General features: G+C 55.0%; 18 protein-coding genes. 9 read left to right on the forward strand and 9 right to left on the reverse strand.

Annotated features, from left to right (window positions below):
• Window positions 1–22 precede the first annotated feature (22 nt).
• Complete coding sequence (djlA, locus tag QE396_RS13300) at window positions 23–838, reverse strand: co-chaperone DjlA (RefSeq protein ID WP_014168599.1); 816 nt, start codon at window positions 836–838, stop codon at window positions 23–25.
• Window positions 839–1077: 239 nt separating this feature from the next.
• Here djlA and lptD point away from each other — a divergent pair, with 239 nt between their 5' ends.
• The 6 genes from lptD to apaH are packed head-to-tail and all read left to right on the forward strand — an operon-like array spanning window position 1078 to window position 7807.
• The gene (gene lptD / locus QE396_RS13305) at window positions 1078–3429 is read left to right on the forward strand and encodes an LPS assembly protein LptD (protein WP_014168598.1); all 2352 of its coding nucleotides are present in this window, start codon (window positions 1078–1080) and stop codon (window positions 3427–3429) included.
• 53 nt (window positions 3430–3482) lie between these two features.
• Entirely contained in the window at window positions 3483–4769 is a 1287-nt protein-coding gene (gene surA / locus QE396_RS13310) for a peptidylprolyl isomerase SurA (RefSeq protein ID WP_014168597.1), read from the forward strand.
• Complete coding sequence (gene pdxA / locus QE396_RS13315) at window positions 4769–5755, forward strand: 4-hydroxythreonine-4-phosphate dehydrogenase PdxA (protein WP_020882559.1); 987 nt, start codon at window positions 4769–4771, stop codon at window positions 5753–5755. The genes surA and pdxA overlap by 1 nt, the downstream gene beginning before the upstream one ends.
• A complete protein-coding gene (gene rsmA / locus QE396_RS13320) occupies window positions 5752–6573 on the forward strand; it encodes a 16S rRNA (adenine(1518)-N(6)/adenine(1519)-N(6))-dimethyltransferase RsmA (RefSeq protein WP_014168595.1) in 822 nt (273 codons plus the stop codon). Before pdxA ends, rsmA begins: the two co-directional genes overlap by 4 nt.
• A gap of 3 nt (window positions 6574–6576) precedes the next feature.
• Window positions 6577–6954, forward strand: coding sequence for a Co2+/Mg2+ efflux protein ApaG (gene apaG, locus QE396_RS13325; protein ID WP_279256655.1), 378 nt, complete (start codon window positions 6577–6579; stop codon window positions 6952–6954).
• Window positions 6955–6958: 4 nt separating this feature from the next.
• Window positions 6959–7807, forward strand: a complete 849-nt coding sequence (gene apaH / locus QE396_RS13330; RefSeq protein WP_014168593.1) for a bis(5'-nucleosyl)-tetraphosphatase (symmetrical) ApaH — start codon at window positions 6959–6961, stop codon at window positions 7805–7807.
• A 39-nt stretch (window positions 7808–7846) separates the two neighbouring features.
• On the opposite strand, the gene folA is transcribed toward apaH, so the two are convergent.
• The 8 genes from folA to QE396_RS13370 form a co-directional block, all read right to left on the reverse strand.
• Complete coding sequence (folA, locus tag QE396_RS13335) at window positions 7847–8326, reverse strand: type 3 dihydrofolate reductase (protein ID WP_008502023.1); 480 nt, start codon at window positions 8324–8326, stop codon at window positions 7847–7849.
• Between the two features lie 114 nt (window positions 8327–8440).
• A complete protein-coding gene (gene kefC, locus QE396_RS13340; protein ID WP_279256654.1) occupies window positions 8441–10306 on the reverse strand; it encodes a glutathione-regulated potassium-efflux system protein KefC in 1866 nt (621 codons plus the stop codon).
• A complete protein-coding gene (gene kefF / locus QE396_RS13345; RefSeq protein ID WP_020882557.1) occupies window positions 10299–10829 on the reverse strand; it encodes a glutathione-regulated potassium-efflux system oxidoreductase KefF in 531 nt (176 codons plus the stop codon). Before kefF ends, kefC begins: the two co-directional genes overlap by 8 nt.
• 105 nt (window positions 10830–10934) lie before the next feature.
• A complete protein-coding gene (locus tag QE396_RS13350) occupies window positions 10935–11168 on the reverse strand; it encodes a YgdI/YgdR family lipoprotein (protein WP_010427047.1) in 234 nt (77 codons plus the stop codon).
• Window positions 11169–11306: 138 nt separating this feature from the next.
• Window positions 11307–14531 (reverse strand): carbamoyl-phosphate synthase large subunit, encoded by a 3225-nt coding sequence (carB, locus tag QE396_RS13355; RefSeq protein ID WP_014168589.1) that lies wholly within the window; start codon window positions 14529–14531, stop codon window positions 11307–11309.
• A gap of 18 nt (window positions 14532–14549) precedes the next feature.
• On the reverse strand, window positions 14550–15698 hold the full coding sequence (gene carA, locus QE396_RS13360; protein WP_020882556.1) for a glutamine-hydrolyzing carbamoyl-phosphate synthase small subunit: 1149 nt from the start codon (window positions 15696–15698) through the stop codon (window positions 14550–14552).
• A 454-nt stretch (window positions 15699–16152) separates the two neighbouring features.
• Window positions 16153–16974, reverse strand: coding sequence for a 4-hydroxy-tetrahydrodipicolinate reductase (gene dapB, locus QE396_RS13365; protein ID WP_279256653.1), 822 nt, complete (start codon window positions 16972–16974; stop codon window positions 16153–16155).
• 133 nt (window positions 16975–17107) lie between these two features.
• Window positions 17108–18115: a LacI family DNA-binding transcriptional regulator gene (locus tag QE396_RS13370; protein WP_020882554.1), complete on the reverse strand. Its 1008-nt coding sequence runs from the start codon at window positions 18113–18115 to the stop codon at window positions 17108–17110.
• Between the two features lie 188 nt (window positions 18116–18303).
• On the opposite strand from QE396_RS13370, the gene QE396_RS13375 reads away from it, so the two are divergent.
• From QE396_RS13375 to QE396_RS13385, 3 genes are read left to right on the forward strand one after another with little or no spacing between them, the layout of a single operon-like run.
• Window positions 18304–20046: a class I mannose-6-phosphate isomerase gene (locus QE396_RS13375; protein WP_309951313.1), complete on the forward strand. Its 1743-nt coding sequence runs from the start codon at window positions 18304–18306 to the stop codon at window positions 20044–20046.
• Window positions 20047–20048: 2 nt separating this feature from the next.
• Window positions 20049–20477: a PTS sugar transporter subunit IIA gene (locus tag QE396_RS13380; protein WP_279256651.1), complete on the forward strand. Its 429-nt coding sequence runs from the start codon at window positions 20049–20051 to the stop codon at window positions 20475–20477.
• Window positions 20478–20486: 9 nt separating this feature from the next.
• Entirely contained in the window at window positions 20487–20981 is a 495-nt protein-coding gene (locus QE396_RS13385) for a PTS sugar transporter subunit IIB (RefSeq protein WP_047743385.1), read from the forward strand.
• The last annotated feature ends 9 nt before the right edge of the window (window positions 20982–20990 follow it).

A 20990-nucleotide genomic window follows, 5' to 3' on the forward strand; every position in this document is an offset into this window, starting at 1 on the left:
CCCGACAGTGTCGGGCCTTTTTTTATTTGAAACTTTTCTTCTCTTTAATCAACTCGTACGCTTTCTGAATTTCCTGCGCTTTTTGCTTCGCCATCTCCATCATCTCCGGCGGTAAGCCTTTCGCGACCAGTTTGTCCGGGTGGTGCTCACTCATCAGCTTACGATAGGCACGCTTGATGGTGGTTACATCGTCCGATGGCTTCACCCCCAGCACATTACAGGCATCCTCCAGCGTCGGACCCCGCTGCGCCTGCTGCCAGGCACCGCCAGAGGACTGCTGGTGATAGCCGCCGCCAAACTGCGCACCGCCCTGCATCATGCGCAGGAACTGGTCGAACTGCATACGGGAGATGCCCAGTTCTTCCGCAATAACATATAAAACATCGCGTTCATTCGGATGAAGTGAACCATCGGCAAACGCCGCCTGGATTTGGATCTCCAGAAACATCCGAATTAAATCAAAACGGCCGAAGCAGATGCTGCGGAACTGTCGCATTTTATCGCGCAGCGGATAGTTATCCGCTTTACCGATGCGAAACGCATTTTGTGCCGCGAGACGGGAGTCACCATGCAGATTCATGCGGTCCATAAAGACGCTGGCTATCTGAATATCGGCTTCCGTCACACGCCCTTTTGATTTGGTTAAGTGCCCCATCACCTCAAACGTGGTGGAGAAAAAGAGGGACTGACGCTCACGCTGATTGGCAAACCAGGCCATTTTGCGGCTGCGAGCCTTATCAAACATATGGCCGATAATAAGCCCCAGTACGATCCCCCAGAACCCGGCACCCATGATGATGGCGAACGCAACGCCGATTATTTTACCCCAATACTGCATATACTCCCCGGTTAGTCATGTTCCTGGCCGACGCAACGTCATCATCACAGTGTTCAAGCCACGGTCAATTGAAGGACATCGCCTATAATTTGCTTTATCATACTCGTCATTCGATAGCGAGCCTAACACTCTGGCGCGCAAACGGGCAGGATTAACGCTGGTACTGCGCTGATGAGTAAGATAGTCTCTGAGCGTTTGTAAGCCGTAGCCACTGATGACGGAACAATAAAATACAACGTATGAAAAAACGTATCCCCACCCTCCTGGCCACAATGATTGGCACCGCCCTGTACAGCCAACAGGGACTGGCGGCCGATCTCGCCTCGCAGTGTATGCTTGGCGTCCCAAGTTATAATCGTCCACTGGTAAAGGGCGATACGAATAGCTTGCCGGTAACCATTACTGCCGATAGCTCTAAAGGCACATATCCTGACAATGCGACATTTACTGGCAATGTGGATATTAACCAGGGCAACAGCCGTCTGCAGGCAGATGAAGTGCAATTACATCAGAAGCAGCCGGAAGGTGCGGCCGAGCCGGTACGAACGGTGGATGCGCTGGGTAATGTGCACTATGACGACAATCAGGTCATCCTGAAAGGTCCGAAAGCCTGGTCAAACCTGAATACCAAAGACACTAACGTCTGGGAAGGTGATTACCAGATGGTAGGTCGCCAGGGGCGCGGTGATGCAGACCTGATGAAACAGCGCGGTGAAAACCGCTATACGATTCTCGAAAACGGCTCCTTCACGTCCTGTCTGCCCGGGTCTAATACCTGGAGCGTGGTCGGAAGTGAAGTCATCCATGACCGTGAAGAGCAGGTTGCAGAGATCTGGAACGCCCGCTTCAAGCTCGGTCCGGTGCCTGTTTTCTACAGCCCTTACCTGCAGCTTCCTGTGGGTGACAAACGCCGCTCAGGTTTCCTGATCCCGAATGCCAAATACAGCACCACGAACTACTTTGAGTTCTATCTGCCGTATTACTGGAACATCGCGCCCAACATGGACGCCACGATCACGCCGCACTATATCCATAAGCGCGGCAACGTTATGTGGGAAAACGAGTTCCGCTACCTGACGCAGGCGGGTACTGGCCTGATGGAACTGGATTATCTGCCGTCGGATAAAGTCTTCCAGGATGAGCATCCAACAGAAGGTGATAAACACCGCTGGTTGTTCTACTGGAAACATGCCGGGGTAATGGACCAGGTCTGGCGGTTTAACGTCGACTACACCAAAGTCAGCGATCCTTACTATTTCAACGACTTTGACTCCAAATACGGGTCCAGTACCGATGGCTACGCCACGCAGAAATTCAGCGTGGGATACGCTATTGAGAACTTCAACGCCACGGTCTCTACCAAGCAATTCCAGGTCTTTGATACCCAGACGAGAAGCACTTATGGTGCAGAACCGCAGCTGGACGTTAACTGGTACCAGAACGATGTTGGCCCGTTTGATACCCACGTGTACGCCCAGGCCGTGCACTTCGTTAACACCAACTCGGATATGCCGGAATCCACGCGTGTTCACCTCGAGCCAACCATCAATTTGCCGGTGTCAAATGACTGGTCGAGCCTGAATACCGAGGCCAAACTGATGGCCACCCATTACCAGCAGAAGAATCTCGACTGGTATAACAACCGTTACGGCACCGATCTCGAAGAATCCGTGAACCGCGTCCTGCCGCAGTTCAAAATGGACGGCAAACTGATCTTCGAACGCGATATGGGTCTTCTGGCGGAGGGTTATACCCAGACGCTTGAGCCACGTATGCAGTATCTGTACGTCCCGTATCGCGATCAGAGCAACATTCAGAACTATGACTCCTCATTCCTGCAGTCTGACTACAGCGGTCTGTTCCGCGACCGTACCTACGGTGGCCTCGACCGTATTGCGTCAGCAAACCAGTTAACGACCGGCGTCACAACGCGCGTTTATGATGATGCCGCCGTTGAACGTTTTAACGTTTCTGTTGGTCAAATCTACTATTTCACCGAGTCCCGGACCGGTGATGACGACATTAACTGGGAAAAAGACAACAAAACGGGTTCTCTGGTGTGGGCGGGTGATACCTACTGGCGTATGACCGATCGCTGGGGTTTACGCGGGGGTGTGCAGTACGATACGCGTCTCAACAACGTTGCGACAAGCAGTGCGGCGATTGAATACCGTCGTGATGAAGACCGTATGCTGCAGTTGACCTATCGTTACGCCAGCCCGGAATATATTCAGGCCACGTTGCCAAACTATGCGAATACGGATCAGTACAAAGACGGCATCTCGCAGGTGGGTGGCGCAGCGAGCTGGCCAATCGCCGATCGCTGGTCAATCGTCGGTGCTTACTACTTTGACACCAACACCAGTAAACCTGCTGACCAGATGGTTGGTCTGCAATATAACTCCTGCTGCTACGCGCTGCGTGTCGGTTACGAACGTAAGCTTAACGGCTGGGATACCAAGAATGAACAGGGCAAATACGATAACGTGATTGGCTTTAATGTCGAACTGCGCGGCCTAAGCTCCAACTACGGCCTGGGCACGCAGCAGATGCTGCGCTCGAACATTCTGCCGTACCGCAGTTCCTTGTAATGTGCTTAATTTGCAACGTAATCCGCTTTGCGGTTAATTGAAATGGAAAAAGTATGAAGAACTGGAAAACGCTGCTGCTCGGTGTCGCTATGGTTGCGAATACTAGCTTCGCGGCCCCCCAGGTTGTTGATAAGGTCGCCGCTGTGGTTAACAACGGCGTCGTGCTCGAAAGCGACGTTGACGGTTTGATGAAATCTGTGAAGCTCAATTCGGGTGAAGCAGGTCAGCAACTTCCGGATGACGCGACCCTGCGCCATCAGATCCTGGAACGTCTGATCATGGATCAGATTGTCCTGCAAATGGGTCAGAAAATGGGTGTGAAGGTCACTGACGAGCAGCTCGATCAGGCCATTGCTAACATCGCGAAGCAGAACAACATGAGCCTGGACCAGATGCGCAGCCGTCTGGCCTATGATGGCATCAGCTATGCAACGTACCGTAATCAGATCCGTAAAGAGATGCTGATTTCGGAAGTGCGCAACAATGAAGTCCGTCGTCGCGTCACGATCCTGCCTCAGGAAGTGGACGCGCTGGCAAAACAGGTGGGTAACCAGAATGACGCCAGCACCGAACTAAACCTGAGCCACATTCTGATCCCACTGCCAGAGAACCCAACCTCCGACCAGGCTGCGGAAGCTGAAAGCCAGGCGCGTTCGATTGTCGAGCAGGCACGTAACGGCGGTGACTTTGGCAAACTGGCCATCACCTACTCCGCTGACCAACAGGCGCTTAAAGGCGGCCAGATGGGCTGGGGACGTATCCAGGAGCTGCCTTCCATCTTTGCTCAGGCGCTGAGCACGGCGAAGAAAGGTGACATCGTGGGTCCCATCCGTTCAGGCGTGGGCTTCCACATCCTGAAAGTGAACGATCTGCGCGGTCAGAGTCAGAACATTTCGGTTACCGAAGTTCACGCTCGCCATATTCTCCTCAAGCCGTCACCTATCATGACTGACGATCAGGCGCGCGTGAAACTGCAACAGATTGCTGCAGACATCAAGAGCGGGAAAACCTCGTTTGCGAATGCCGCGAAAGAGTTCTCTCAGGATCCCGGCTCTGCTAATCAGGGCGGCGATCTGGGCTGGGCGGCCGCGGATATCTACGATCCTGCGTTCCGTGACGCACTGATGAAGCTGAACAAAGGCCAGATGAGCGCCCCGGTGCACTCCTCCTTCGGCTGGCATCTGATCGAACTGTTGGATACCCGCAATGTTGATAAAACGGACGCGGCGCAGAAAGACAGAGCCTACCGCATGCTGTTTAACCGTAAGTTCTCTGAAGAAGCAGCAACCTGGATGCAGGAACAACGCGCCAGCGCTTATGTGAAAGTACTGAGCAACTAATGAAACAGCATCGTGTTGTGATCACTCCCGGCGAACCTGCCGGGATTGGGCCTGACCTCGTTGTCCAGCTCGCCCAGCGCAGCTGGCCGGTGGAACTGGTTGTCTGCGCGGATGCAACACTGTTACAAGACCGGGCAACGCTGCTCGGTCTGCCTTTAACGCTCATCCCCTACGTTGAAGGCCAGCAGCCTGCACCACAGCAAGCCGGCACGCTTACGCTTCTTCCTGTTCCACTTCGTACTCCCGTCATCCCGGGTCAGCTCAGTACCGAAAACGGCCACTATGTTGTAGAGACGCTGGCGCGTGCCTGCGACGGTTGCCTGAAGGGCGAATTTGCCGCCCTGATCACCGGTCCCGTGCACAAAGGCGTTATCAACGAGGCGGGGATACCGTTTACCGGGCACACGGAGTTCTTTGAAGAGCGCTCGCACAGCCCGAAAGTGGTCATGATGCTGGCGACAGAAGCAATGCGCGTTGCCCTCGTGACGACCCATTTGCCCATCAGGGCCATTCCGGATGCCATTACTCCGTCTCTTTTACGGGAGATCATCGGGATCCTGCATCACGACCTGCAAACCAAATTCGGCATCAAACAGCCGCATGTGCTGGTCTGCGGCCTGAACCCGCACGCCGGTGAAGGCGGACATATGGGTACCGAAGAGATCGACACCATTATTCCGGTGCTTGAAGAAATGCGGGCAAAAGGGATGAACTTAAGCGGGCCGTTGCCTGCCGATACCCTTTTCCAGCCAAAATACCTGGATAATGCGGACGCCGTGCTCGCGATGTACCACGATCAAGGCCTGCCCGTGCTAAAATACCAGGGCTTTGGCCGCGGGGTGAATATCACCCTCGGTTTACCTTTTATTCGAACGTCCGTTGACCACGGTACTGCGCTGGATCTGGCAGGCCAGGGGAAAGCGGATGTCGGCAGTTTTATTACGGCGCTTAATCTCGCCATCAAAATGATTGTTAATACTCAATGACTAATCGAGTCCATCAGGGCCACTTAGCCCGAAAACGCTTCGGGCAAAACTTCCTCAACGATCAGTTCGTGATCGACAGTATCGTGTCTGCCATTAATCCGCAGAAAGGTCAGGCTATGGTCGAAATCGGCCCGGGTCTTGCCGCTCTGACTGAACCCGTAGGCGAACGCCTGGACGAACTGACCGTTATCGAACTCGATCGCGATCTCGCCGCACGCCTGCAAACTCATCCGTTCCTGGGGCCAAAGCTGACGATTTATCAGCAGGATGCCATGACCATGAACTTTGGTGAGCTGTCGGAAAAAATGGGCCAACCGCTGCGCGTGTTCGGTAACCTGCCGTACAACATTTCCACACCGCTAATGTTCCACCTGTTTAGCTATACTGATGCCATTGCCGACATGCACTTCATGTTGCAAAAAGAGGTGGTTAACCGTCTGGTTGCAGGGCCGAACAGTAAAGCGTATGGTCGTTTGAGCGTGATGGCGCAATATTTCTGCAACGTGATCCCGGTGCTCGAAGTACCGCCAACCGCCTTTACGCCGCCACCAAAAGTGGACTCTGCGGTAGTGCGTCTTGTACCGCATAAAATAATGCCGTACCCGGTGAAAGACCTGCGCGTGCTGAGCCGCATTACTACGGAAGCCTTTAACCAGCGCCGTAAAACGATCCGTAACAGCCTGGGCAATCTGTTTACCGTTGAAGTGCTGACTGAGTTGGGTATTGACCCGGCAATGCGTGCAGAAAATATTTCCGTAGAACAGTACTGCAAGCTGGCTAATTACATCAGCGAAAATGCGCCGCCGAAGGAGAGTTAAGCCATGATTGATTCGCCCCGCGTATGTGTCTATGTACAAAGCGTTTATGTTGAATCCCAGTCTTCACCGGATGAAGAACGTTTTGTCTTCGCTTACACCGTGACCATTCGCAATCTGGGGCGGATGCCTGTGCAACTGCTTGGGCGCTACTGGCTTATCACCAACGGCAACGGCCGCGAAATCGAAGTTCAGGGTGAAGGTGTGGTTGGTGAACAGCCCCACATCGACCCTGGCGAAGAGTATCAATATACCAGCGGTGCCGTGATCGAAACGCCGCTGGGCACCATGCAGGGCCATTACGAAATGGTCGACGTCGATGGCAATGTGTTCCGCGTTGCTATTCCTGTGTTCCGTCTCGCCGTTACAACACTCATTCATTAATCTAATGTCTACATATCTGATTGGCGACGTTCACGGTTGCTACGATGAACTGATCGCATTGTTAAAACAGGTCGACTTTACGCCTGGACAAGATACGCTCTGGCTGACGGGCGATTTAGTGGCGCGTGGCCCTGGCTCGCTGGACGTTCTACGCTTCGTCAAATCACTGGGTGACAGCGTGCGCATGGTACTGGGCAACCACGATCTGCATTTGCTGGCCGTCTTTGCCGGGATCAGTCGCAACAAACCCAAAGATCGTCTCTCGCCTTTGCTGGATGCCCCGGACGCGGATGTTCTCATCAACTGGCTACGCCGCCAGCCGCTGCTGCAGATCGATGAAGAGAAAAAACTGGTCATGGCGCATGCCGGGATCACCCCTCAGTGGGATCTTGAGACGGCGAAAACCTGTGCGCGTGACGTTGAAGCGGTGCTGGCAAGCGACTCGTATCCTTTCTTCCTCGACGCGATGTACGGCGATATGCCGAATCACTGGAGCGAAGATCTTAGCGGTCTGGCCCGCCTGCGCTTTATTACGAACGCTTTCACCCGCATGCGTTTTTGCTTCCCGAACGGGCAGCTGGATATGTATTGCAAAGAGACACCGGAAAGCGCCCCTGCGCCTCTTAAACCGTGGTTTGCCATTCCCGGTCCGGTGACCAACGCCTATAACGTGGTGTTTGGCCACTGGGCGTCGCTTGAAGGAAAAGGCACACCGGAGGGGATCTACGGTCTCGATACCGGCTGCTGCTGGGGTGGAGAGTTAACCTGCTTGCGCTGGGAAGATAAAACGTACTTTGTTCAGCCATCCAACCGACAGCTGGACTTAGGGGAAGACGAGGCCGTTGCCTCCTGATGAGGATTTCCCTCCCCCGGACGGGAGAGGGACATTCACTTAGCGACGTTCCAGAATTTCGAAGCAGTAGCTGTGGGAGTTCTGCGCATCCGCGTCGTGGAATTCACTGAAGACAGATTCCCACTCATCAGGATCGTAGTCCGGGAAATGCGTATCCCCTTCCACTTCCGCATCAATGTGGGTCAGATACAGCTTCTGTGCTTTAGGCAGGAACTGTTCGTACACACGCCCACCGCCAATCACCATGATCTCCTCGGCATTACCGCATGCGGCAATGGCCTCGTCTACGGACTTCACCCATTCGACGCGATCGTCAGTGCCAGGCTGGCTACTGATAACGATATTTTTACGGCCCGGTAATGGACGACCAATCGACTCCCAGGTCAGGCGGCCCATCACTACCGGCTTGTTTAACGTAGTACGTTTAAACCATGCGAGATCGGCAGGCAGGTTCCACGGCATGGCATTTTCCATACCGATAACACGGTCCACCGCCAGCGCTGCAATCAGACTGATCATTGAAAATTTCCCGGATGCAAAAAATTGCCGCCACTATACGGAAAGCTTAATCTTTCGTCGACTGGCGGCTGAGTAAAGATAGAGAAATTTTTTAATATTGCTGGCAACTCCACTTCACGTGGAAGGTTTACTCTCCGGTTCGTCCGCCGGATCGCCGGTATGCTTGCCCTCTTCCGTGCCCTGCCAGCCGTGACGCTGGATAAGCGACAGGTGATTGCGGTCCTCGTTAATGATTTCCGTCAGCATCGCGCTGGTGCGTTTAAACACCGCTGCACGCTCGGTGGCCGTGCTGCCCGCCATCGCCGCCATCTCTTCCACCATCTCGGTGTTAAAGCGGCGGAACAGGTCCGCACGTTCACGGGCTTCATAGGCCCCTAGCCCCAGATTTTCCAGCGCCATCCGGCCAGACTTGAGCGCACCTTCGAACGTTTCACGCTCTGGCGCCTCCACCCCTGCCTGACGCAGCCGGATGTAGTGATCCACATCGCGGGCGCGAGAGATAATGGTCAGCTCGGGGAAGTGTTCCTTGACCAGCTCCACCATCTGCATGCTGGTCTCCGGATCGTCGATTGCGTTAATCAACACTTCGGCTTTCGCCGCCCCGGCGGACTCCAGCAGATCGACACGCGTTGCATCCCCGTAAAACACTTTCATGTCGAATTTCCGCAGGGTCTCAACATGGTCGGGATCGTGGTCGAGGATCACCATTTTGACCCCGCTCGACAACAGCAAACGGCCCACGATCTGCCCGAAGCGACCAAACCCGGCGATGATCACCCGTGGCTGCTCCTCGTCGATCTCGTCGGCTTCGCGTTCTTGCTCGCTCCCCGTTTTTTCCAGACGCGCCAGCACCACCAGCAGAACAGGCGTTGCGGCCATCGACAGTGCGACGGCAAGCGTCAGCGCTTTCGCCCACTCAGCATCCAGTACGTTGGCCATCTGCGCCGCGCCAAAGACCACGAATGCAAACTCACTCCCCTGCCCCAGCAGTACGGCAAACCAACGACGCTGCTTGTTGGGCACCGTTAATGGACGCGCTATCAGCCACAACATGCCCATCTTAATGACCAGGAAACCGACCAGCAGGATGAGGATCCGCAGCGGATGCGTTACCAGCGTGCCAAAGTCGATAGACATCCCCACGCCGATGAAAAACAGCCCCAGCAATAATCCCTTAAACGGCTCGATATCACTTTCCAGCGCATGGCGATATTCAGAACTGGCCAGCAGCACCCCTGCCAGGAACGCCCCCATAGCCATCGATAAGCCGGCTTCCTCGAGCAGCAAACCAAAGCCAAACACCAGGAACAGCGCAACGGCACTGAAAACTTCACGCAGGCCGGAGCGAGCGACAAAGCGCAGCAGTGGTCGGGTCACGTAGCGGCCAAGCAGAATAACCAGCGCCAGGGCACCAACCACTTTCAGCGCGGAAAGCGCAAAAGCTCCCATGGTCGTTGAGGCACCGCTTGCGGCCAGCAGCGGGATCATCGCCACCAGCGGGATGGCTGCAATATCCTGGAACAGCAGCACCGAAAACGCGCTGCGCCCCATCTGAGAGACCGTCAGGTTGCGCTCGTTCATTGCCTGCATGGCAATGGCCGTAGAAGAGAGTGCCAACGTCAGGCCGATGAGTGTCGCGACTTTCCAGTCCATGCCCAGCAGGATACAGAACCCACCCAGCAGCAGACCACAGGCCACCATCTGTAACGCTCCCCCACCAAATACCGAAGCGCGCAGTTTCCATAACCGCCGGGGATCCAGCTCCAGGCCAATTACAAACAGCATCAGCACGACGCCGATCTCAGCGAAATGGAGAATCGCCTCGGCATCAGTCACCAGACGGAAGCCCCACGGTCCAATGACACAGCCGGCAATGAGGTAACCCAGCACCGAACCCAGTCCCAGACGTACCGCCACGGGTACAATCAGCGCAGCCGCGCCGAGGTAAATCAGCGCCTGTATCAGCGTATGGCTATCCATTGTTCGCCTCCTGCCACTCAAGTAACCGTTGTTTATAATGGCGTGCCTGCGCCTGCAACGTCTCATCATCGCAAACGAACGTACAGTGCATCGCAAAAGGAGGGAGCCAGTTCAGCCCACAATAGAGCGCCGTCGCCTGCAGCGGCTGTGACAGCACCTCAAAGCCCGGGAAAGCACCAATATCGAAGTGGCTTTCTCCCCCGCCGGTGGTCACGGCCCACATCAGGCTTTTACCTTTAAGCGCGTGACCGTTGTGGCCATACGCCCAGCCGTGGGAAAAGACTTTATCGATCCACAGTTTGAGGAGCGGAGGGGTGCTGTACCATTGCATCGGATGCTGCCAGATAATTAAATCGGCACGAGAGAGCGCCTCCTGTTCGGCGGCGATATCGATATTAAAATCGGGATAAAGTTGATAGAGGGAACGTATCTCTACGTTATCAAGCGTCCTTACCTGCTCAAGCATCCGTTTATTTGCATGCGAGTGATGCGGATACGGATGTGCGTAAATTATCAGAATCATTAATTAGCCTGTTGTTTTACTGCCTTCTTTTACCAAAAGAGTGTAGTCAGTAATTCAACAGGCTAATAGTGAATATTATTGACGGGCTAACGTCAGAAATCTGAACTAGTTATCCAGTTCGCCCATGGATTTCACCTGGTCACGGTTGATCTGTTCAGTTTGACCCGTTTCGGCGTTTTTATAGGAAACCAGACCGGTGTCATCATCGACCTGCGGCTTACCGTCAGTCACTATCGTACGGCCATCCGTGGTTTTTACTGCCTGATTAGATGAACAGCCCGCAACGGTAAACATGGCGGTGGCAGCCAGAACGGACGCGATCAGTAGTTTATTTTGCATGGTGTTTTCCCCTGCTCTCAGTTGAATTTCGTTATCGACCTAACCATTTTAGGCTAACTGACTGAATGCGGTTGGAAAACCAGAAGGTTCTGAAGGTGGGAATAATACCCGGCAGCGAATACTGCCGGGTATGTTGGCTTACTTGTTAATCTGAGCGTGCATTTCCTGAACGGAAATCACCTTCTCGGTGGCATCAGCGTTCAGTGCCATCGCGGTGGCGAAACCACCGTTCAGGGTGGTGTCGTAATGCACTTTGTACTGCAGCGCGCTGCGGCGAATCAGCTTGGAGTCTTCAATCGCCTGACGACCTGCGGTGGTGTTAATGATGTAGGTGTATTCGCCATTCTTGATGCGATCCTGAATGTGCGGACGACCTTCATGCACCTTGTTCACCAGACGCGGATTAATGCCCGCTTCACCCAGCACAATGGCCGTGCCGTGGGTTGCATCCAGCTCGAAGCCCTGTTTCAGCAGCTTAGCCGCCAGGTCAACCACGCGCTCTTTATCGCCTTCGCGAACAGAGAGCAGCGCACGGCCAGATTTTTTCATGGTGGAGTTACTGCCTAACTGCGCCTTCGCAAACGCTTCTGCGAAGGTGCGGCCCACGCCCATCACTTCCCCGGTAGAACGCATTTCTGGCCCTAACAGCGGGTCGACGCCCGGGAATTTGTTGAACGGCAGTACCACTTCTTTCACCGAGTAGTACGGTGGGATAATTTCTTTCGTCACGCCCTGCTGTGCCAGCGTCTGGCCCGCCATCACGCGCGCCGCCACTTTCGCCAGCGGAACACCGGTAGCTTTAGAGACGAACGGTACGGTACGTGCTGCACGCGGGTTCACTTCAATCAGGTAGACTTCGTTGTCTTTGACAGCGAACTGGACGTTCATCAGACCGCGAACCTGCAGTTCGAAGGCCAGCTTCTGCACCTGCTGGCGCATCACGTCCTGAATTTCCTGGCTCAGGGTGTACGCTGGCAGGGAACATGCGGAGTCACCGGAGTGAACGCCTGCCTGTTCGATGTGCTCCATGATACCGCCAATCAGCACCATTTCGCCGTCACAGATGGCATCCACATCCACTTCAACGGCATCGTCGAGGAAGCGGTCGAGCAGAACCGGCGCATCGTTGGACACGCTCACTGCCGTCTGGAAGTAGCGACGCAGGTCAGCTTCGTCGTAGACGATTTCCATCGCGCGGCCGCCCAACACGTACGAAGGGCGTACCACCAGCGGGTAGCCAATCTCTTTCGCCTTCTCAACAGCCATCTCGATAGCGGTGACGGTGGCATTGGCCGGCTGTTTCAGCTTCAGACGGTCAACCGCCTGCTGGAAACGCTCACGGTCTTCTGCACGGTCGATTGCATCCGGGCTGGTACCGATTACCGGCACACCAGCGGCTTCCAGCGCGCGCGCCAGTTTCAGTGGGGTCTGGCCACCGTATTGCACGATTACGCCTTTAGGCTTCTCGATACGCACGATTTCCAGCACATCTTCAAGCGTTACCGGCTCAAAGTAGAGGCGGTCGGAGGTATCGTAGTCGGTCGACACGGTTTCCGGGTTACAGTTGACCATGATGGTCTCGTAACCGTCTTCGCGCAGTGCCAGGGAGGCGTGAACGCAGCAGTAGTCAAACTCGATGCCCTGGCCGATACGGTTAGGACCGCCGCCCAGCACCATAATCTTGTCGCGGTCGACGGACGGATTCGCTTCACACTCATCTTCATACGTGGAGTACATGTAAGCGGTGTCGGTCGCGAACTCCGCTGCACAGGTATCCACGCGTTTGTAGACCGGGTGCAGGTCATACTGGTCACGCAGCTTGCGGATTTCCGCTTCACGTACGCCCGCCAGTTTGGCCAGACGCGCATCGGCGAAGCCTTTACGCTTCAGTACGCGCAGGAAGTCAGCGTCCAGGCCATTGATACCCAGGTCCGCGACTCTTTCTTCCAGACGTACCAGCTCTTCAATCTGCACCAGGAACCAGCGGTCGATGTTGGTCAGGTTGAACACGCCATCAACAGAGAGGCCCGCACGGAACGCATCGGCGATGTACCAGATACGCTCTGCGCCTGCGTCCTTCAGCTCGCGGCGAATTTTGGTCAGCGCTTCAGGGTCTTCCAGACTCACTTTCGGGTCAAAACCCGTGGCCCCCACTTCCAGGCCACGCAGCGCTTTCTGCAGGGATTCCTGCTGAGTACGCCCAATCGCCATCACTTCGCCAACAGATTTCATCTGCGTGGTCAGACGGTCGTTTGCGCCGGCGAACTTCTCGAAGTTAAAGCGAGGGATCTTGGTCACAACGTAGTCGATGGACGGCTCGAAGGACGCTGGAGTGCGGCCACCGGTGATGTCGTTCATCAGCTCATCGAGGGTATATCCTACCGCCAGTTTCGCGGCCACTTTCGCAATCGGGAAGCCGGTGGCTTTCGAGGCCAGCGCGGAGGAGCGAGAAACACGCGGGTTCATTTCGATAACAATCAGGCGACCGTTTTTCGGGTTCACCGCAAACTGAACGTTAGAGCCACCCGTTTCTACGCCGATTTCACGCAGTACCGCCATCGAGGCGTTACGCATGATTTGATACTCTTTGTCGGTCAGCGTCTGGGCTGGCGCTACGGTGATGGAGTCGCCGGTGTGGATACCCATCGCATCGAAGTTTTCGATGGAGCAGACGATGATGCAGTTGTCGTTTTTATCACGCACCACTTCCATCTCGTACTCTTTCCAGCCAATCAGCGATTCATCAATCAGCAGCTCTTTGGTGGGGGAGAGATCCAGACCGCGTTCACAAATCTCTTCGAACTCTTCGCGGTTGTAGGCAATACCGCCGCCGGTGCCACCCATGGTGAAGGATGGACGGATAATGCACGGATAACCAACGTCAGCCGCCACGGCCAGCGCTTCTTCCATGGTATGTGCAATACCGGAACGCGCGGTGTCGAGGCCGATTTTCTTCATCGCCACGTCGAAGCGACGGCGGTCTTCAGCTTTATCAATGGCATCGGCTGTCGCACCAATCATGGTCACGCCGAACTCTTCCAGCACGCCCTGACGTTCCAGCTCCAGCGCACAGTTCAGCGCCGTCTGGCCGCCCATGGTAGGCAGAACCGCGTCCGGACGCTCTTTTTCGATGATTTTGCGTACCACTTCCCAGTGAATCGGCTCGATGTAGGTTGCATCTGCCATTTCCGGGTCGGTCATGATGGTGGCCGGGTTAGAGTTCACCAGGATAACGCGGTAACCCTCTTCGCGCAGGGCTTTACACGCCTGGGCACCGGAGTAGTCGAATTCGCAGGCCTGGCCGATCACAATCGGGCCAGCGCCAAGGATCAGGATGCTTTTTATGTCTGTACGTTTTGGCATGGTCTTCTCGGCTCCTGATTATTTAGCGGTCTTACGGTATTGCTCAATAAGTTCGATGAAGTGATCGAACAGCGGCGCGGCATCGTGCGGGCCCGGGCTGGCTTCAGGGTGACCCTGGAAGCTGAACGCTGGCTTATCGGTACGATGAATCCCCTGCAGGGTGCCATCGAACAGAGACTTGTGGGTCACGCGCAGGTTAGCCGGCATTGACGCCTCATCCACTGCGAAGCCATGGTTCTGTGCCGTAATCATTACCGTGTTGTTATCGATATCTTTCACCGGGTGGTTCCCACCGTGGTGACCGAACTTCATCTTCACGGTGTTAGCACCGCTCGCCAGCGCCAGCAGCTGATGACCCAGACAGATGCCGAATACCGGGATATCGGTTTCCAGGAAGGATTTGATGGCGTCGATAGCGTAATCGCACGGTGCCGGGTCGCCAGGACCGTTGGACAGGAAGATACCGTCCGGATTCATCTTCAGTACCTCTTCAGCAGAGGTTTTCGCCGGGACGACCGTCAGGCGGCAGCCGCGGTCGACCAGCATACGCAGGATGTTGCGCTTGGCACCAAAATCGTACGCCACCACGTGGAATGGCAGGTCGCTCTCTTTTTTCGCTTCCGGCAGGTCTCCCGCCAGCGTCCAGCTTCCCTGCGTCCAGCTGTAGGCTTCTGCTGTGGTCACTTCTTTCGCCAGGTCCATGCCGTTCAGACCCGGGAAAGCTTTCGCTTTTTCCAGCGCCAGGGCTGCATCGAGGTTATCTCCTGCGATGATACAACCGTTTTGTGCACCCTTCTCGCGCAGCAGACGCGTCAGCTTACGGGTATCGATATCAGCAATCGCCACGATGTTATGGCGCTTCAGGTAGGAAGAGAGGTCCTCGGTATTGCGGTAGTTGCTGGCAATCAGCGGCAGGTCGCGAATGACCAGGCCTTGCGCATGTACCTGAGAGGATTCTTCGTCAGCAGCATTGGTGCCGACATTGCCGATATGAGGATAAGTAAGAGTAACGATTTGGCGAGAATAGGAAGGATCAGTGAGGATTTCTTGATAACCGGTCATTGAAGTATTGAAAACGACTTCCCCAACCGCCGAACCCGTTGCCCCTATGGCCCGACCGATAAACTGGGTTCCGTCTTCCAGAACCAATAGCGCTGACTTAATCAAAACACCCTCCAGAGAATATTCACTCACTTTATTTGCATATTAATTCATAACCACGTCATGAATCAATGCAAATGTGTTGCCAGCGGATTTTTGGCAAACGGCGGCATTCTGGGGATTTGGTGGCTAAAAGTCAACTTAAAACGGAGATTTGTCATATTCTTTTGCGAGCCTGAGAGAGCCAGGAGAGCGTAAGCGGCAAAAAGATCAGGTAAATCACTGCGGAAAACGCTTGCGCGGCAAGTTTAATGGGAAAGGCCGCTTCGTGGCATCAAAAAGTGGACCAGACGGTCAAAATTTACATTCAGACAACACAAAACACGAAGAAGAGATGAACTTTAGTGTGTAAATTCATGAAATCATCATGAAATACATAAAATAAAAGGGCAATAAAATATTGCCCTATGCAATCAAAGGATTACGACTGCAATAACCACATCACGATGGGTAATAACGGTTACAAATTGTTGAGATCGAGCACATCTCGCATATCAAAAAGACCCTCTTTCTTGCCTTTTAACCACAAGGCGGAGCGTACAGCGCCATTTGCAAACGTCATCCGGCTGGATGCCTTATGCGTAATCTCGACGCGTTCCCCAATATCGGCGAACATCGCCGTATGTTCGCCGACGATATCGCCCGCGCGGACGGTAGCAAAACCAATCGTGCCGGGAACACGTTCACCGGTGTGCCCTTCACGGGTGTAGACCGCGCAGTCTTTCAAATCTTTATCCAGTGCATGAGCAATCGCTTCCCCCATCGCCAGCGCCGTACCGGATGGTGCGTCGACTTTATAACGATGGTGCGCTTCAACAATCTCAATGTCGGTATAACTGCCCATGACCTTCGCTGCCTTCTCCAGCAGCTTCAGCATGACGTTTACCCCCACGCTAAAGTTTGCGGCGAAGACAATCGCAATCTCGTGTGAGGCATCCTGAATGGCCTGCTTCCCGGCACCATCAAAACCGGTGGTGCCGATCACCATTCCTTTACCGTGCTGACGGCAAAATGCCAGATGCGTGAGCGTGCCTTCCGGACGGGTAAAATCGATGAACACATCAAAGTCATCTTTTACCGCCTCCAGGCTGCTCTGCACGGTAACGCCTGTCTTACCCGCGCCCGCCAGCTCACCCGCGTCAGCGCCAAGCAACGATGAGCCGTCACGCTCCAGCGCCGCGCCCAGTGCCACGCCATCCATCTGTAGTGCCGCCTGAATCAGCTGGCGACCCATACGTCCACCCGCGCCCGCAATGGCGACACGGATCTGTGCATCATGCATAGTTATTCTCTTACGTTAAAATGATGTAAACCGTTTTCAGATTAACCAGCCTTTGCAGATGCTGCCAACTGAAAACGACGATAATTAGAATTTAATGATAAACAGGAAGAAATATCAGCAAAAGGCATAATCTTCAGCGAAAACCGCACGATTCGCGGACCACCAGCGCGGGCGGTAAAATAATGCGTTTCGCCGGCTCCCGGTTCCCCTGTATCCGGCTGAAAAGCAGCTCGCCGGCTTTACGTCCTATCTCCTTCGCGGCAACGGAGACGGTAGTCAGTGCAGGCTGTACCAGCCCGGCCTCGGTAATATCGTCAAAGCCCACCAGGGCAAAATGGCGTCCCGGCTCGCGCCCCATTTTGCGTAAACACTGCATAACGCCAAGGGCAACAATGTCCTGATAACACACTGCCGCGGTAATCTGCGGATGGTTCATCAACAACGCTTCCGCCACGCGCGCGCCATCACTCTGGCTTGCCTGTGAGGTGACGATCCATTCGGGATTCGGCGTTACACCATACTCCAGTAATTTACTGGTAAATCCGCCAATACGCTGAGCGCGAGACCCCGAATTCAGGCTACCGCCGATAAAGGCAATCTGACGATGCCCCATCCTCAGAAGATGCTCTGTCGCCATTTGCGTGCCAAGGAAGTTATCGGTTCCCACAAAATCAAAGTCCGGATCGTTTAGCGGTCGCACGACCATAATTGCCGGAATATTGCGTCGCTTAAGACCATCGAAAAAGGCCTGCGGGGTTTCTCGCGCGGCACACAGCACCATGCCACAGACGTTGTTACGCATCAGCGAATCCACAAACTTTTGCTGTCGCTCGGACGACTCTTCGCTGTTTGCCAGAAACAGCAGAAGGTCGTGGCGTTCCATCTCATGGCTTAGACCTGCCGTCATTTCGCCATAAAAAGGGTTCGTGATGTCATGCAACAGGAGCCCCACCTGATTACTGCTGCGGTTTCGCAGGTTGGCTGCCGTCTGATTGTAAACATAGCCCGATTCATCCAGCGCCTGAAGTACGCGCTCCCGGGTCCGTTGCGAGATCCGCCCTTTATTACACAGCACCATTGATACGGTGGCGGTTGAAACCCCGGCGCGTTTTGCCACATCAGCCAGCGTGATACCCGTCATGATCGCTCCTTGTCGTTCACATCAGATTAATCGAATAACCTCAATTTTGCACTTTTGCGCGTGAGCCTCTTCACATAATGGCCGCCTTTTCGCCACTTATCGCCAGAACTGGCGGGTTAATCGCGTTAATCACCCTTCCCAAACAAGGTTAATCGAATAACCTTAAGCAACGAAGACGGAGAGAAAAGATGGCAACTTACGATAAATTCCCGGAAGTCGCAGTAGAGGGGTATGACGATTGTGCCTGGCAGGGCTGGGACGCGATTGTGCGCGAGCTTACCCGCAGAGCGGGTCAATATACACGCACCGTGCTGGTCATTGACTGCTACCCCGGCGTCAGGCTGGAGGAACTGGAGACAAAACTGCTGCCAGCATTGGGGGCCACGCTGACGCTCAATGCCGAACAGATGCGTCTCGACGAACATGCTTTAAGCGGGTTGCTGGCCCGACATCTCACTGACGACCGCGTCTTCGGCGTGCTCTCCTGCCACCAGCTCGAGGAATTCATCGACCCGGTGAAACGCGAGGCGTTGCAGGCGCAGGTCGAACGGTGCCGCGAAGGGATAATCGTTATTTACGGGCCGGGTGCCGCGCTGGTTACTGCAGGCGATATTCTGGTCTACGCCGATTTACCGCGCTGGGAGATCCAGCAGCGCATGCGCAGCGGTGAACTGGCTAACTGGGGCGCGGCGAACCAACACGAGGATATTCTGCGTCGCTACAAACGCGCCTTTTTCATTGAATGGCGCGTATTCGATCGTCACAAAACCCCGCTGCTACGGCGTACTGATTATCTCCTGGATACCACCCAGGCGGATAATCCGGCGATGGTCGGCGGCGATGCGCTGCGCGCCGGGTTGCAACACACCACTCAACGTCCTTTTCGTGTAGTGCCCTTTTTCGACCCCGGCATCTGGGGCGGACAATGGATGAAACAGAAATTCGATCTCGATCCCTCTGCGCCTAACTACGCATGGTGTTTTGACTGCGTGCCCGAGGAAAACAGCCTGTTGCTTCGTTACGGCGCGGTGCGGATCGAGATCCCCTCTCAGGATTTGGTGCTGCTGCACCCCCGGGCGCTGCTGGGTGAAAAAGTGCATGCCCGTTTTGGCGCGGAATTTCCCATCCGCTTTGACCTGCTTGATACCCTCGGCGGGCAGAACCTGAGTTTTCAGGTGCATCCGACCACGGAGTACATACAGCAGCATTTTGGTATGCATTACACCCAGGATGAGAGCTATTACATCCTTGAGGCAGAGCCAGGGGCTCAGGTGTATCTGGGGACCCGAACGGGTACCCGGCCCGAAGCGATGATGGACGACCTCAGACGGGCCAGCCGCGGTGAAAAGCCGTTCGACGACGCCCGCTTCGTCAATCATCTTGCGGCGAACAAGCACGATCATTTTTTGATCCCCGCCGGTACGGTTCACTGTTCTGGAGCAGGAACCGTGGTACTTGAGATCAGCGCCACGCCTTACATTTTTACCTTCAAGCTCTGGGACTGGGGACGGCTGGGAATGGATGGACAACCCCGCCCGGTTCATCTGGCGCATGGCGAAAAGGTGATCGACTGGCAACGCGATACGCAGTGGGTCGAACAGCATCTTGTGAATCAGTGTGAACCCCTCGGCGAAGGCACCGGCTGGCGCGAAGAGCGGACCGGGCTTCACGAACGTGAATTCATCGAAACGCGTCGCCACTGGTTCAATGAACCGGTAACGCACTCCCCCCACGGAGGCGTGAATGTCCTTAATCTTGTTGAAGGTGAAGAGGCGACGGTAGACAGCCCCGGCGGCGCATTCGCCCCGTTCGTCGTGCACTACGCAGAAACGTTTATCGTCCCCGCTGACGCAGGCGAATACCGTATTTCTCCGTCAGGACCGAGCTGCGGTAAATCCATTGCCACCATTAAAGCCTGGGTAAGAGGTTAACCATGATTCACATTATTGTGGCGACACACGGCCCGCTGGCCACCGCCCTGCTGGAAAGCGGAAAAATGGTGTATGGCGATCTCCCTCATCGACAGGCGGTATGTCTGAATGCACAGGCTGGCATAGCGGGGTTTCGCCGTGATTTCGCTGCGGCATACCACCGCGCAGGTGCGGGCGCAGACGGCATCGTCGTCCTGTGCGATATGCAGAGCGGAACACCGTGGAATGTGGCCTGTGAATACGCGTTTAATCCCCAGACGCATCCGCCGGTCGCCGTGGTGGCAGGAGTTAACCTCCCCATGCTCTTGCTCACCGACGACATCCTGATGGCCCGGGATGTCCATGCCGCCGCCGCGCAGCTCATCGCATTAACGCAGCCCACCCTGGTTCAGGCAAAACGGGTGGAATCCGCCCAGAACGACGATTTCTAAGGAGCTTATATGAGCATTTCGTTTGTACGTATTGACGACCGGGTGATCCACGGGCAGCTCGTCACACGCTGGGCCAAAGAGCTGCCCTGTGATGGCATCGTGGCAATTGACGATGCCGTCGCGGCCGATCCGCTGCTCTCGTCGGTAATGAAAGGCGCGGTGTCAGATACCAGAGTGTGGCTGTTCGATACCCTGACCGCCATCGAAAAGCTGCCGAAAGTGATTGCCAGCGATAAGCGTTACTTCGTGATTGGCAAATCGCCTGTCACCTTGCAACGTCTTGAACAGGCTGGCATAAGCCTGAAGAGCGGCAATGGCAAAATTAACGTCGGGCCAATGAGTGCCCGCGCCAACACCACCACCATTGGCCCTAATCAGTCCGTAACGCCAGAGGAGGCTGCAGCCTTTGACTGGCTGACTGAACAGGGGCATGCCATCGAGTTTCGTCTGGTGCCCGATGCCAGTTTTTACAGCTGGCAGGACGCCCGGCAAAAACTGAAATAAGGAGCGCAT

The sequence above is a fragment of the Enterobacter sp. SORGH_AS_0287 genome, assembly GCF_031453695.1.
Lineage (GTDB): Bacteria > Pseudomonadota > Gammaproteobacteria > Enterobacterales > Enterobacteriaceae > Enterobacter > Enterobacter ludwigii.

Coding starts and splice junctions, on each gene's coding strand:
- djlA (WP_014168599.1), bottom strand. CDS start 838: ATGCAGTATTGGGGTAAAATAATCGGCGTTGCGTTCGCCATCATCATG.
- lptD (WP_014168598.1), top strand. CDS start 1,078: ATGAAAAAACGTATCCCCACCCTCCTGGCCACAATGATTGGCACCGCC.
- surA (WP_014168597.1), top strand. CDS start 3,483: ATGAAGAACTGGAAAACGCTGCTGCTCGGTGTCGCTATGGTTGCGAAT.
- pdxA (WP_020882559.1), top strand. CDS start 4,769: ATGAAACAGCATCGTGTTGTGATCACTCCCGGCGAACCTGCCGGGATT.
- rsmA (WP_014168595.1), top strand. CDS start 5,752: ATGACTAATCGAGTCCATCAGGGCCACTTAGCCCGAAAACGCTTCGGG.
- apaG (WP_279256655.1), top strand. CDS start 6,577: ATGATTGATTCGCCCCGCGTATGTGTCTATGTACAAAGCGTTTATGTT.
- apaH (WP_014168593.1), top strand. CDS start 6,959: ATGTCTACATATCTGATTGGCGACGTTCACGGTTGCTACGATGAACTG.
- folA (WP_008502023.1), bottom strand. CDS start 8,326: ATGATCAGTCTGATTGCAGCGCTGGCGGTGGACCGTGTTATCGGTATG.
- kefC (WP_279256654.1), bottom strand. CDS start 10,306: ATGGATAGCCATACGCTGATACAGGCGCTGATTTACCTCGGCGCGGCT.
- kefF (WP_020882557.1), bottom strand. CDS start 10,829: ATGATTCTGATAATTTACGCACATCCGTATCCGCATCACTCGCATGCA.
- QE396_RS13350 (WP_010427047.1), bottom strand. CDS start 11,168: ATGCAAAATAAACTACTGATCGCGTCCGTTCTGGCTGCCACCGCCATG.
- carB (WP_014168589.1), bottom strand. CDS start 14,531: ATGCCAAAACGTACAGACATAAAAAGCATCCTGATCCTTGGCGCTGGC.
- dapB (WP_279256653.1), bottom strand. CDS start 16,974: ATGCATGATGCACAGATCCGTGTCGCCATTGCGGGCGCGGGTGGACGT.
- QE396_RS13370 (WP_020882554.1), bottom strand. CDS start 18,115: ATGACGGGTATCACGCTGGCTGATGTGGCAAAACGCGCCGGGGTTTCA.
- QE396_RS13375 (WP_309951313.1), top strand. CDS start 18,304: ATGGCAACTTACGATAAATTCCCGGAAGTCGCAGTAGAGGGGTATGAC.
- QE396_RS13380 (WP_279256651.1), top strand. CDS start 20,049: ATGATTCACATTATTGTGGCGACACACGGCCCGCTGGCCACCGCCCTG.
- QE396_RS13385 (WP_047743385.1), top strand. CDS start 20,487: ATGAGCATTTCGTTTGTACGTATTGACGACCGGGTGATCCACGGGCAG.